13 protein-coding genes are annotated in these 13,060 nt (G+C 56.4%); 9 read left to right on the forward strand and 4 right to left on the reverse strand.

What is annotated here, in order from left to right:
• Positions 1 to 109 precede the first annotated feature (109 nt).
• From ABWV33_RS05195 to ABWV33_RS05210, 4 genes are all read left to right on the forward strand, one after another.
• On the forward strand, positions 110 to 1,681 hold the full coding sequence (locus tag ABWV33_RS05195; RefSeq protein WP_353329362.1) for a choice-of-anchor L domain-containing protein: 1,572 nt from the start codon (positions 110 to 112) through the stop codon (positions 1,679 to 1,681).
• Between the two features lie 157 nt (positions 1,682 to 1,838).
• Positions 1,839 to 3,026: a glycine C-acetyltransferase gene (locus ABWV33_RS05200; RefSeq protein WP_353329363.1), complete on the forward strand. Its 1,188-nt coding sequence runs from the start codon at positions 1,839 to 1,841 to the stop codon at positions 3,024 to 3,026.
• The gene (tdh, locus tag ABWV33_RS05205) at positions 3,023 to 4,066 is read left to right on the forward strand and encodes an L-threonine 3-dehydrogenase (protein WP_353329364.1); all 1,044 of its coding nucleotides are present in this window, start codon (positions 3,023 to 3,025) and stop codon (positions 4,064 to 4,066) included. The genes ABWV33_RS05200 and tdh overlap by 4 nt, the downstream gene beginning before the upstream one ends.
• 50 nt (positions 4,067 to 4,116) lie before the next feature.
• A complete protein-coding gene (locus tag ABWV33_RS05210; RefSeq protein ID WP_353329365.1) occupies positions 4,117 to 5,073 on the forward strand; it encodes a PLP-dependent cysteine synthase family protein in 957 nt (318 codons plus the stop codon).
• On the opposite strand, the gene ABWV33_RS05215 is transcribed toward ABWV33_RS05210, so the two are convergent.
• From ABWV33_RS05215 to ABWV33_RS05225, 3 genes are all read right to left on the reverse strand, one after another.
• Positions 5,070 to 5,798, reverse strand: coding sequence for a metallophosphoesterase family protein (locus ABWV33_RS05215; protein ID WP_353329366.1), 729 nt, complete (start codon positions 5,796 to 5,798; stop codon positions 5,070 to 5,072). The two genes, ABWV33_RS05210 and ABWV33_RS05215, sit on opposite strands and share 4 nt — an antisense overlap.
• 120 nt (positions 5,799 to 5,918) lie before the next feature.
• Positions 5,919 to 7,514 carry a phosphoglycerate dehydrogenase gene (gene serA, locus ABWV33_RS05220; protein WP_113822419.1) on the reverse strand — a complete coding sequence of 532 codons (1,596 nt, stop codon included), beginning with the start codon at positions 7,512 to 7,514 and terminating at the stop codon, positions 5,919 to 5,921.
• Between the two features lie 65 nt (positions 7,515 to 7,579).
• A complete protein-coding gene (locus tag ABWV33_RS05225; RefSeq protein WP_164621063.1) occupies positions 7,580 to 8,734 on the reverse strand; it encodes a phosphoserine transaminase in 1,155 nt (384 codons plus the stop codon).
• A gap of 368 nt (positions 8,735 to 9,102) precedes the next feature.
• On the opposite strand from ABWV33_RS05225, the gene serB reads away from it, so the two are divergent.
• The 5 genes from serB to ABWV33_RS05250 all read left to right on the forward strand — a co-directional run bounded on the left by serB (position 9,103) and on the right by ABWV33_RS05250 (position 11,909).
• Positions 9,103 to 9,978: a phosphoserine phosphatase SerB gene (serB, locus tag ABWV33_RS05230; protein WP_353329367.1), complete on the forward strand. Its 876-nt coding sequence runs from the start codon at positions 9,103 to 9,105 to the stop codon at positions 9,976 to 9,978.
• A 3-nt stretch (positions 9,979 to 9,981) separates the two neighbouring features.
• Entirely contained in the window at positions 9,982 to 10,740 is a 759-nt protein-coding gene (locus tag ABWV33_RS05235; RefSeq protein WP_353329368.1) for a TSUP family transporter, read from the forward strand.
• A gap of 79 nt (positions 10,741 to 10,819) precedes the next feature.
• The gene (locus ABWV33_RS05240; protein WP_113822423.1) at positions 10,820 to 11,143 is read left to right on the forward strand and encodes an ArsR/SmtB family transcription factor; all 324 of its coding nucleotides are present in this window, start codon (positions 10,820 to 10,822) and stop codon (positions 11,141 to 11,143) included.
• Positions 11,140 to 11,568, forward strand: coding sequence for an SRPBCC family protein (locus tag ABWV33_RS05245; RefSeq protein WP_353329369.1), 429 nt, complete (start codon positions 11,140 to 11,142; stop codon positions 11,566 to 11,568). Before ABWV33_RS05240 ends, ABWV33_RS05245 begins: the two co-directional genes overlap by 4 nt.
• A gap of 26 nt (positions 11,569 to 11,594) precedes the next feature.
• The gene (locus ABWV33_RS05250) at positions 11,595 to 11,909 is read left to right on the forward strand and encodes a YciI family protein (protein ID WP_113822425.1); all 315 of its coding nucleotides are present in this window, start codon (positions 11,595 to 11,597) and stop codon (positions 11,907 to 11,909) included.
• Between the two features lie 41 nt (positions 11,910 to 11,950).
• On the opposite strand, the gene ABWV33_RS05255 is transcribed toward ABWV33_RS05250, so the two are convergent.
• Positions 11,951 to 12,946 carry an asparaginase gene (locus ABWV33_RS05255; RefSeq protein WP_353329370.1) on the reverse strand — a complete coding sequence of 332 codons (996 nt, stop codon included), beginning with the start codon at positions 12,944 to 12,946 and terminating at the stop codon, positions 11,951 to 11,953.
• Between the last annotated feature and the right edge of the window lie 114 nt (positions 12,947 to 13,060).

The following is a 13,060-nucleotide window of genomic DNA, read 5'->3' on the forward strand; positions in this document are numbered from 1 at the left end:
CAACGGGGCCTATTGGCTAAAATGCAAGACAGATCCCTGATGGGTGAAAAGGAATTGAGAACCTTTCCGGCGATATCCCGAGAGTCAGTAAGACGATCAGGACTAAATTATGCCAACAGCTTCAGAACTGCCTATCGACACCAGTGCCTCTGCCACCGACATGGCCCAAGCTATGTTTGGCAATGGGGTCCAAATTGTCTCTGCCGATTATACTGGGCACAATGCCGCCTCCGGGATTTACAGTGATGGGGACACGGTTGCGCCCAACGTAACGCCCTCTGACACCGGCGTCATCCTGTCGACCGGACGGGCCAGTAACATCACCAACAGCTCTGGCGACGCAAATGTCCGCTCGTGGACAAGTTCCAACATGCGCCAAAAAGGCGATTCCGATCTGGACGAAATGGCGGGCACCACGACCTATGACGCGGCGGTCATCGAAGCCGAATTTATCCCCGAGGGGTCCACCCTGACGATGCAGGTGACATTTTCCTCGGAGGAATATCTGGAATACGTTGGATCCGGTTTTAACGATGCTGTCGGGATTTTCGTCAACGGTGAAAAGGCAGAACTGACCATCGGTGATGGCGATATTACCATCAACAACATCAATGATGAATCCAACTCCAACCTTTACATCGACAACCCGGCCAACGCCGAAGTCGCCAATACCGAAATGGACGGATTGACCGTCACGCTGACCCTCAAGGCGCCCGTCACTCCGGGCGAGGTCAATACGATCAAGATCGCCATCGCGGATGCGGGCGATTCGAGCTACGATTCAAATCTGTTGATTGCCGGTGATTCAGTTCAAACCGCTCTGGTTGCGGATGCAGATACAATAGATATCACCGCCGACAGCGAGGCTAATCTAGACGTTTTGGGCAACGATGTCAGCGCCCACTCGGGGACGTTGACGATCACAATGATCAACGGGCAAGAGGTATCGGCCGGGGATACCATCACGCTCGCTTCAGGCGAAGAGGTCACGCTCAACCCCGACGGAACCTTTACAATTGATACCGACGGGGACGAGGGCTCCAATGTCTTTTCATATCAGGTCGAAGACTCTGCCGGAAATACTGACACTGCCTTTGTCACAGTCAACACCATCGCCTGTTTTGTCGCGGGAACGCTGATCGACACCCTCACTGGGCGTCAAAGTGTTGAAACCCTGACCCCGGGCACGCAGGTGATGACGCGGGATCACGGGCCACAACCTGTCCGCTGGATTGGGCAAACAACGCGCATCGCCGAGGGGCCAGATGCCCCCATTCTGTTCAGGCGTGGGGCTTTGGGGGATCACGATACCGTCGCACTCTCGCCCAACCACCGCGTGCTGCTGTCCTCTGCCCTGTCGGAAATGATGTTCGGTTCATCCGAAGTTCTGGTTCAAGCCAAACATCTGGTCAACGACCGCTCGATCCGTCGCTGTGCTGACGGAAAACCCATCACCTATGTGCACGTTCTGTTTGATCGTCACGAGGTGATTTGTGGAAACGGTATGGAAAGCGAAAGCTACCATCCCGGCGATCAGAGTGTTGAGGCATTCGATCCCGAAACGCGTGATGAAATCCTCTCGTTGATGCCAGACCTCAGCAAACAGGACTACGGATATGGCCCGGCCGCGCGCCCCTCATTGCGCGGGTATGAGGTGCGCACCCTGATCAGAGGACAATAAGCCCAGCCACCAAGTACGGCTACCCCCCTGCACGAGCCCGCCCCGTTCCGAAAAATCCACCTCTACGTCCGTCTTGGTGGATTTTTTTCCGTCATCTTGTATTCCTGTATTTCGGATTTACATCCGCTATGATAGAAACAAGCAAACGGAGGGCGTTATGTCAGAATCATTCTTGTCTCAAATCTCGGAAACCCTGGCGCAGATTGACGCCGAAGGAATGACCAAGCGCGAACGCATGATCACCTCCCCTCAAGGGGGCGAGATCACGGTTGGGGATCGGCAGGTCATCAATCTGTGCGCCAACAACTATCTGGGGTTGGCTGATCATCCTGACCTGATTTCTGCCGCCAAGGACGTAATGGGCGACAAAGGATTCGGCATGGCCTCAGTCCGGTTCATTTGCGGCACCCAAGATATTCATCGCGAGTTGGAACAGCGGTTAGCCACCTTCCTACACAAGGATGACGCCATCCTGTTTGCCGCCTGTTTCGATGCCAATGGCGGCCTGTTCGAACCCCTGCTGGGCCCCGAAGACGCGATCATTTCAGACAGCCTGAACCACGCCTCGATCATCGATGGAGTCCGTCTGTGCAAAGCAAAACGCTATCGCTATCTCAACAACGACATGAATGATCTCGAGGCTTGGTTGAAACAGGCCCGAGCAGACGGCGCGCGCCACATCATGATCGCAACCGATGGCGTCTTTTCGATGGATGGGTACCTGGCCAAACTGCCGGAAATCCGCGCCTTGGCCGACAAATACGATGCCATTGTGATGGTCGATGACTGCCACGCCACCGGCTTTATGGGGCCAAACGGGGCAGGCACGCCGGATCATTTTGACGTGGATGTCGATATTCTGACGGGCACCTTGGGCAAAGCGCTTGGGGGGGCCATCGGCGGTTATATCGCAGGGCCGCAGCCGGTCATTGATCTTTTGCGGCAGCGGGCGCGGCCCTATCTTTTCTCAAATTCGCTGCCGCCAGCGATTGTGGCCGCGGGCCTCGAAGCGATCCGATTGGTCGAACAGGGCGCGGCCCTGCGCCATCAGCTGTTTGAAAACGCCCGCTACTGGCGCGCAGGTCTGGAAACACTGGGTTTCACCCTGTTGCCCGGCGAACATCCTATTGTCCCCGTCATGCTGGGCGAGGCGCAACTGGCACAGGATATGGCCGCCCGCTTGTTTGACGAAGGCGTCTATGTTTCAGGGTTCTTCTTTCCCGTTGTACCACGTGGACAAGCCCGCATTCGCACCCAGATGAATGCAGCTCTGACCCGTGATGATCTAGATCGCGCTCTGGCTGCCTTTGGCAATGTGGGTCGCAATTTGGGGATTCTGTCATGACGCTGCCCAACACGATGAAAGCCCTCGAGAAAACCCACCCGCGTGAGGGGCTTTGGGCCGTGCGCGCGCCGGTGCCCGAAATCGGGCCGGATGATGTGCTAATAAAAATCAACAAAACCGGGATCTGTGGCACCGATGTGCATATCTGGAACTGGGATGAATGGGCCGCAAAAACGGTTCCCACCCCCATGATCACCGGCCATGAATTCGCCGGGATCATTGTCGAAACCGGTCGCAACGTCGACGATCTCAAGGTCGGTCAGCGCTGTTCCGGCGAAGGGCACCTGATTGGCAAGCACTCGCGACAAAGCCGGGCAGGCAAATTTCACCTGGACCCGGAAACCCGCGGCATTGGCGTCAATGAACAGGGCGCGTTTGCCCAATACCTCCGACTACCTGCCTTTAATGTGGTCCCCCTACCCGATGAGATCTCCGACGACATTGGCGCAATTCTAGACCCTTTGGGCAATGCGGTTCACACCGCGCTTAGCTTTGATTTGGTGGGCGAGGATGTTTTGATCACTGGCGCTGGCCCCATCGGAATCATGGCCGCTGCCGTGGCACGACACGTGGGTGCCCGACATGTGGCGATCACCGATGTGAACCCCGACCGGTTGGCGTTGGCCGAACAGGTCACAAATGTGCGCCCCGTGAATGTCGCGACAGAGGACCTGAATGACGTGATTCATGAATTGGGCATGACCCAAGGGTTTGATGTAGGACTGGAAATGTCTGGCAATCAGCTCGCAATGGATCAAATGGTCGAGGCGCTGGTAATGGGTGGACGCATCGCCCTGCTTGGCATTCCGCCGGGAAAATCCCCTGTGGATTGGAGCCGCATTGTGTTCAAAGCGATCACGATCAAAGGCGTCTACGGTCGGGAGATTTTCGAAACTTGGTACAAGATGATTGCCATGCTGCAAAATGGATTGGACGTTAGCCCGGTTATCACGCATCGCTTTCCTGTGGACCAATTTGAGGCGGGGTTTGCCGCAATGAAGTCCGGTCAAAGCGGCAAGGTCGTCCTAGACTGGACCTGATATCACAGGCTCTATACTGCTCTCTTGTCGCGATCCAAAAGGATAAGAAAATGGCAGCAGGTTCAATAGTTGACGTTATCGGCCAAACGCCCTCTGTCTGGCTAGATCGCTTGGTCGCCGCGCGTGGGCTCAAGGGGCGTATTCTGGCAAAGCTGGATTATCTCAACCCCGGATTCTCCAAAAAAGATCGCGCCGCAAAAGGTATCATCGAAGCCGCCGAAGCAGAGGCGACATTGAAACCAGGGCAAACCGTTGTCGAACTGACCAGCGGCAATATGGGCACCGGTCTGGCCATTGTTTGCGGCATCAAAGGATATCCCTTTGTTGCTGTCATGTCGCGGGGCAACTCAGTCGAACGCGCACGCATGATGCTCGCCCTCGGGGCCGAAGTCATCTTGGTTGATCAGGCCCAAGGCAGCAGTCCCGGGCAGGTATCCGGCGCCGATTTAGCACTGGTCGAAGCAGAAGCAGCACGCGTCACACGGGCGCGTCGCGCCTTTCGAGCCGATCAATTTCACCATGCGGGCAACGCCCGTGCGCATTATGAGACCACCGCACCGGAACTCTGGGCCGATTCCGAAGGCAGCCTGACAGCGTTTGCTGATTTCGCCGGATCAGGGGGCACGTTTGGCGGCACGGTCAAAGGCTTGAAAGAAAAAAACCCAAACCTGTGCGGCTATCTTGTCGAACCCGAAGGTGCCGCGGTTCTGGCTGGAAACCCTGCACACACACCCGGCCACCCCATCCAAGGCGGTGGATATGCCATGCCTGACTTGGACTTTCTGCGTGATGTGCAAACCGATGGCTACCTGACCGTTTCAGGCGATGAAGCACGCGCAACCGTCCGCGCGCTGGCCCAAGAAGAAGGCATATTCGCAGGTTTTTCAACCGGCGCGAATGTGGCCGCCGCCCTTCGCTTGCTACAAGGCCCCGAATCTGGAGGCGTCATCGGAGTGATCGCCTGCGACAGCGGGTTGAAATACCTGTCGACCGATCTCTGGGCTTAAGGGGTCAATTCAACCCGGCCCTGATCCGTCAGGCACCAGCACCTGTTGCCCTCAAACACAGCCGTAACCAACGGCTGACCGTATCCCGCACCCGCATCCAGATTGACCCGATTGCCGTAATGCGTGGCTGACTTCACCGGGGTGTGGCCATGCACCACCAGATAGGGGTGTGGTCCTGTATATTTGTGGAAGCTGTCGCGGATCCAGATCAGATCATCTTCGGTTTGTTCGCTCAGCGGGATTTCAGGGCGAATGCCCGCATGCACAAACAGCAAATCCCCTTGCTGATGTGTCACCTGCAACCCCGCAAGAAAGTCGATGTGCGCCTGTGGCACAGCGGCGCGCGCGGCTGCGTGGACCTCGTAAATCCGGGTGCGTTCCGGCACCTCGACCCCATAAGACGCCAACGTTTCTATGCCACCGATCCGTTCATGCAACCAGTGATATCCCACCAACAGACGATCATCGTTGATCGGATAATCCTGCATAAATAAGGAAAACATCCGGTCGTGATTGCCCTTGATCGTGATCCAGTCACGCCCTTCAGCCTGCCCCTTGATCAGAAAATCCAGCACACCCGCACTATTGGGGCCACGATCGGTGTAGTCACCAAGAAACACCACACGTGCATCCCGCCCCCCTTCCACCTCGATCCGGGACAACGCTGTTTCCAACATACCAAGCTGACCATGGATATCACCAATAGCGTAAATAGGAGTCGTCATACCAAGCCTCGTGTTGAAAATGCCGTCTAGGTGCACCTTAGACCCCCACAATCAAAGACACCCGCGCAAACCATGCGCGGGTGCAAATTTTGTTGCGATGTTTAGTTTATGCCACGTAGATCAGGCAACGTCGAATGCGAGCGGCTTAACTTGGGTAAACAGACCCGTTTCCGCCAATTTGGCGCGCGCTTCAGCAGGAACAGCTTCGTCCACATACAGCAGAGCAATCGCTTCGCCACCAGCACCCGCACGACCAAGAGTAAAGTTCGCGATGTTGACGTTGTTGGCGCCCATCGTTTCACCCAAGGTCCCGATGATGCCCGGCACGTCTTCATTGGTGGTGTACAACATATGCGCACCAATTTCGGCGTCGATATTGATGCCTTTGATCTGAATGAAGCGCGGCTTGCCATCGCTGAACACGGTCCCCCCAACAGAACGCTCGCGCTTGTCCGTCACCACGGTCACTTTGATGTAGCCTTCGAACGCGCCCGATTTGTCCTGATTGGTGGTCGAAATCTGAATGCCGCGTTCGCGCGCCACAACAGGAGCCGACACCATGTTCACGTCAGGATTCGCCCGCTTCATGATGCCCGCAACCACTGCACAGTTCAGCGCCGCCAGGTTCATTTCAGCTGCGACACCGTCATACAGGATGTTGATCGCTTTGATCGGCTCATCGGTCATCTGGCCGGTAAAGCTGCCCAAGTGACCCGCAAGATCAATCCAAGGGCCCATGACTTTTGCCTCTTCGGCAGTGACCGACGGCATGTTCAATGCGTTTTCAACCGCACCAGTCAGCAGGTAGTTCGACATCTGCTCGGCCACTTGCAGGGCTACGTTTTCCTGTGCCTCGGATGTTGCCGCGCCCAAGTGCGGGGTGCAAACTACGTTGGGCAGGTTGAACAGCACGTTGTCTTTGGCAGGCTCAACCGCGAACACATCGAAAGCCGCGCCGGCGACATGTCCGGATTTCAGCATATCCGCCAACGCTTCTTCATCGACCAAGCCGCCACGGGCACAGTTGATGATCCGCACGCCTTTTTTGGTTTTCGCCAGATTTTCACGGCTCAGGATGTTGGCCGTCGCATCGGTAAACGGCACGTGCAGCGTGATGAAATCAGCGCGCGCCAATAGCTCGTCCAGTTCGACCTTTTCAACGCCCATTTTGGCCGCTTTTTCTTCGCCCAAATAAGGATCAAAGGCGACAACCTTCATTTTCAACCCACGGGCGCGATCACACACAATACCACCAATGTTACCCGCACCAATCACACCCAAGGTTTTGTTGGTCAGTTCCGTGCCCATGAATTTGGACTTTTCCCACTTGCCTGCATGCGTGGATTCGCTGGCCTCAGGGATCTGACGCGCCACGGAAAACATCATCGCAATGGCGTGTTCGGCAGTGGTGATCATATTGCCAAAGGGTGTGTTCATGACGATCACACCCTTTTTCGACGCCGCATCTTTGTCGATGTTGTCGGTGCCGATCCCGGCACGAGCGATGACCTTGAGGTTATCCGCCGCCGCGAGGATCTTTTCGGTCACTTTGGTCGCCGAACGGATGGCAAGACCATCGTATTGGCCAATCACTTCGGCCAGTTTGTCTTTGTCTTTGCCCAGATCAGGCTGGAAATCCACATCAATACCACGATCGCGGAAAATCTGAACGGCGGTTTCGCTAAGCTTGTCGGATACGAGAACTTTGGGAGCCATGTTTGTGGTCCTTTAATAAAAATCGGGGAGAGATGCGCATTTGCTGCGCACCCTACGATGTTGGATTATGCCGCGACGGATTGCGCAGCGATTTCGGCCTCAAAAGCCCACGCAAGCCACGGCAACATCGCTTGAACGTCGGCGGTCTCGACCGTGCCGCCACACCAGATCCGCAGACCGGCAGGCGCATCGCGATACGCACCAATATCAAGCGCGATATTCTCGGCTTCCAGACGCTTAGCAACTGCTTTGGCGAACTTCGCGCCATCCTGAATGCGGGCGTCGTTAAACTTCAGACACACGCTGGTGTTCGACCGGGTGGCGTCATCTTCCGCCAGATTAGCAATCCAATCATTGGCGTCGCAGAAATCAAAAACTGCCTGCGCATTGGCATCAGCACGCGCAATCAAACCCTGCAATCCACCAACTGATTTGGCCCAATCAAGGCCGAACAGGTAGTCCTCAACAGCCAGCATCGACGGCGTGTTGATCGTTGCGCCGGTAAAGATACCCTCGATCAGCTTGCCACCTTTGGTCATGCGGAAAATTTTCGGCAAGGGCCACGCGGGGGTATAGCTTTCCAGCCTCTCAACCGCGCGCGGGGACAAGATCAACATACCGTGCGCACCTTCGCCGCCCAGCACTTTTTGCCAACTGAACGTGGTCACATCCAATTTGTCCCACGGCAGATCCATCGCAAAGGCGGCGCTGGTGGCGTCGCAGATGGTCAGACCGTCGCGGTCATCAGCGATCCAGTCGCCATTTGGTACGCGTACACCGGCGGTGGTGCCGTTCCATGTAAATACAACATCATTGTTGAAATCGACCGACGCCAGATCAACGATCTGACCATAGTCGGCGGTCTTAACCTCGGCGTCGATTTTCAACTGCTTCACCACATCGGTGACCCAGCCCGCGCCAAAGCTTTCCCAAGCCAGCATTTCAACTTTGCGCTGACCCAACAGCGACCAAAGCGACATTTCAACGGCACCGGTGTCCGACGCTGGGACGATACCGATTTTGTAGTCAGCAGGGATGCCAAGGATCTCGCGCGTGTTTTCAATCGCGGCCTTCAGCTTGTCTTTACCGATGGCGGCGCGGTGCGACCGACCCAAAGCGGCATTGGCAAGCTTGGAAACATCAAATGTGGGGGGTTTGGCACAGGGGCCCGAAGAGAAACGCGGATTTGCCGGGCGGATCGCCGGTTGCTGAGTAGCCATTTCTGGTATCCTTACAGATAAATGCCCTTCGTTGGGGAAGGGTGTCCCGCCGACAGAGCTAGGGTGCTGCGATGCGGCACGCAAGGGAAAAGTGGTCTGATTTCGCCGCTTTGACACGCAAATCCGACCTTTGCGACCACTATCGGAAACTTGCGTTCCCAACCGTGGTGCGACTCTCATGATCATTTCCCGTTGCCGCGAGCCCCAAAGATCGAGCCTCAATACGGTTTAAATTCAAAAACTTACACCCCACCCATGGCCCAACCTTTGCAACAGCCTCCCGCAAAACAAGCTCCCCTTGGCGCAATCAACCAAGGCTGGCGCATTTTCTGTGGCTGCTTTATGCGATGGGCCAAAGGAGACCGCCCATGTTTGTTGCAACCCTGCTCACCAATCCCGCTAATCCCTCACTGGATCCGGCATTGGTCGAATCGCTGCGCAATGCATGGGGCGGCGGCGATGCCTTCTGGCTCAGCCCGGATGAAGCTGCTGAATTCACGTTGGAAATGCAGCCTGACAATCAATGGGATGTCTGGGCGGACCTGCAAAACATGGGCGTGGATCTGATCGTGCAGCCTGAACAGGGACGCCGCAAGAAGATGCTGCTGGCAGACATGGATAGCACCATGATTCAGCAGGAATGCATTGACGAGTTAGCTGAGGTTGCTGGCGTCGGCGCGCGGGTCAAAGACATCACAGCCCGCGCCATGAATGGCGAATTGGATTTCGAAGGCGCGCTGGACGAACGTGTCGGCCTGCTCGCTGGATTGGACGAAGGCGTCATTCAACAAGTTCTCGATCAGCGCATTACCCTGATGCCGGGCGGCAAGACGCTGCTGGCCACAATGAAAGCCAACGATGGCTATGCGGCCCTTGTGTCGGGCGGGTTCACTGCCTTCACGGCTTCGGTTGCCGCTACATTGGGATTTGACGAAAACCGCGCCAACACCCTGTTGGTGGCAGATGGCAAACTGACCGGCAAGGCTGGGCGTCCAATCTTGGGCAAACAGGCCAAGGTTGATGCGCTGGAACAGATCACCGCGCGGCTCGGAATTACAGAGGCAGACGTGATTGCAGTTGGCGATGGGGCCAATGATCTGGGTATGCTGAAACGCGCAGGCACCGGCGTTGCCCTGCACGCGAAACCCTCGGTCGCGGCTGAATGCGAGGTGCGAATCAACCATGGCGACCTGTCCGCGCTGTTGTTTGTGCAGGGCTACGCCCGCGACGTATTTCAGGGATAACTCATGCTCGAAGTCACTGTTGAGGTTCTCCTGCTGCTCATCGCAGCGGGGTTTTTGGCCGGTTTTGTAGATGCCATCGCCGGTGGCGGCGGATTGATCACCCTGCCTGTGCTGATCATCGCGGGTGCAAACCCGGTAACCGCCCTTGCCACCAATAAGATCCAAGCGATCTTTGGAGCCGGAACTGCGGCGCTGTCCTATGCCCGTGGCGGCCATGTGAACCTACGTGAACAATGGAAATCCGCCCTTGTCGCGGGCGTTGCCTCCATCGCAGGGGCGCTGTTGATTTCTTTTCTGCCGACAGATTTCATCCGCCTGCTGCTTCCAATCCTGCTCATCGGGATCGCGATTTTCTTTGCCACCAAAAAGGGACTAGGGGATGAAGACCGGGTGCGCCGGATGTCCCCCGCAATGTTTGCCGTCACCATGGTGCCCTTGTGCGGGGCCTATGATGGCTTGCTGGGCCCCGGTGCGGGCAGCTTTTACATGCTCGCCTTTGTGTCGCTGGCTGGGTACGGCGTGCTCAAGGCTACCGCCCATACCAAATTGCTGAACCTTGCCTCAAATGTTGGCGCGTTGCTGGCCTTTGCCTTTGTCGCGGAACCGTGGTGGATCACTGGTCTGATCATGGGCGTCGCACAAATCTTTGGCGCGCGATTGGGCGCGATTCTGGCCCAGCGCATCGGCGCACGCCTGATCAAACCCCTGTTGGTTATGACCTCGCTCATCCTCGCAATCAAACTCTTGTGGGACATGGTTTAGACCCTGCCCCGCTGCTCCGCTCACCTTATGTGAGCTACAGGTCTGTACTTAATTTAACAAATATGTTAAATTTATTCTCATGACACACCTTCTCTCAGCCTTTTCAGCGCTCTCAGACCCAACGCGATTCGATATCGTCGAACAGTTGATGGCACAGGGGGAATTGCCCGCCGGTGACCTGATCCAAGGGCGCGGCATGTCCGGGGCTGCGATATCAAGACATCTCAAGGTTCTGCGCGAGGCCGGAATTATTCAGCAGCGCGCCATCGGAACCAAACGCTTGTACACGGTCCAGCCCGAAGGTCTGCGTGCCATTGCAAATTGGACAATTTCAAAACGTGAATTTTGGGAAGCCAGCCTCGACCGGTTGGAAGCCGCCATATTAGAAGAGGACGACGCATGACTGACCTGCGACTAGAACGGGAATTCCCTGTCAGCCCCGAAAAGCTGTTCGATTGGGTCAGCTCCCCCGGAAAATTGCTAAAATGGTGGGGGTCCGAAGGCATGCTCCTGTCTGCATATAACCTTGATCTATCCCGCACCGGGCCGTGGTATTCCGTCCTGAAAAATGACGAGGGTCAGCAATACAAGATGTCCGGGCATGTCACCCACGTCGATCCCCCCAAATCGGTTGGCTTTACCTGGGGTTGGCATGATCCCGAAGACAATCGCGGTGCCGAAAGCCATGTGACCTTTACCGTGGTGGCAACCGCCACTGGGTCACGTTTGCTGATAGATCACCGCGATCTGGGCGATGACGAGATCAGCACCAACCACGAGCGTGGATGGAGCTCAGCCCTGCGCAAACTGTCTGCACACCTGAATTAACCCCAAACCAACAAGGAGGACCAACAATGCCACAGTTCATTTTTGCCTATCACGGCGGCAAAACCCCCGAGAGCCCCGAAGAAGGCGCCGAGGTCATGGCCGCATGGAAAGCTTGGTTTGAAACCATGGCCGATGCTTTGGAAATCCCCGGCGCGCCCGTGGGTATGTCCCAAACAGTCAGCGCGTCTGGTGTTGCAGCCGACGGCGGTGCAAATCCAATTTCGGGATATACCGTGGTGAATGCCGCCGACATGGGGACCGCAACAGAAATGGCCAAAGGGTGTCCCATGGTGGTCAGCGGTCACGGCTCTGTCGAAGTCGCTGAAATCATGGAGATGTAACGCGCGCCCGCCCGTTACACCCCAACAGAAAAATCCAGCCGTCAGATAAACCCGGCGGCTGGCTTGATCATACCGGTATCAATGCCCCGGCGATTCAGGATCGGCGCATTCATAAATTTGCGTGTCGCCGGATGATCCGCCTCAAGCACACCCAACTCAACCAGAATCGCCGCAATGGCGCATTCACTGGCGCGGGTGGTGCCATCAACAATTTTCAATGCAACGCCCATCCGCTTTTCAGGAATGATCGCAATGAAAAACGCCTCGGCGCCGGTTTTAATCGCAACCCGCCCGTTCATCGCCCGCATCAATTCAGTACAGGCCCGGCCTTCGCCCGCCACCAGTTCCGGATGTTTGATCATCGCGGTGGTCAATTGCTCGGCTGCGGCACTCTGTCGATCTGACCGATCCGCAGCAGATGCAAACCAAGCCATCGACCGCGCCATGCCCAGCAATGAACTGGCATAATTGGGGGCCGAACAGCCATCAATGCCATAGCCCGGACTGGTCTCGCCGGTGGTCTCTTCGAACGCCGCCAGACAGGCCTGCTGCACCGGGTGATCCACCTCGATGTATTCAGCATTACCGCCCATATGTTGGTTCAGGGTCAAAAAACCCGAATGCTTACCCGAGCAATTGTTGTGCATCTGGCAAGGGCTGTCGTCACCGATGATCAGCGCATCCCGTGCGGGCGGATCATTTGGCAATTGTGGCCCACAGCGGAAATCGTCATCGCTCAGCCCCAGATGATCTAGCCACGCCTTGACCCGATCCGTGTGGATCGCCGCACCGTTGTGGGACGCACAAGCCAGTGCCAAATGTTCAGACGTCAGACCGTATTTTGCAGCGGCCCCCGATGTAATCAGTGGCAGCGCCTGCACCATCTTCGAGGAACTGCGCGGCAGCACCGTCGCGTGTGGATCGCCCCAGCTGCGCACGATCTGTCCGGTATCATCACAGATCACCGCATGGCCTGAATGCACGCTCTCAAGGAACGGACCGCGCCAGATTTCGGTCATTGGAACCGGTTGTGTCATCAAAACCCTCCCCATTTCTTGGCAAATTCCCGCCAATCGCCCTTTCGCCCATGGCGAAAATTGCATTAGTATGTCTATGTCGGCAAACGATAGGATGCGCAAGACAGATGGGTT

Origin of the sequence: Phaeobacter sp. NW0010-22 (assembly GCF_040365955.1) — a bacterium.
Taxonomy (GTDB): Bacteria; Pseudomonadota; Alphaproteobacteria; order Rhodobacterales; family Rhodobacteraceae; genus OMPR01.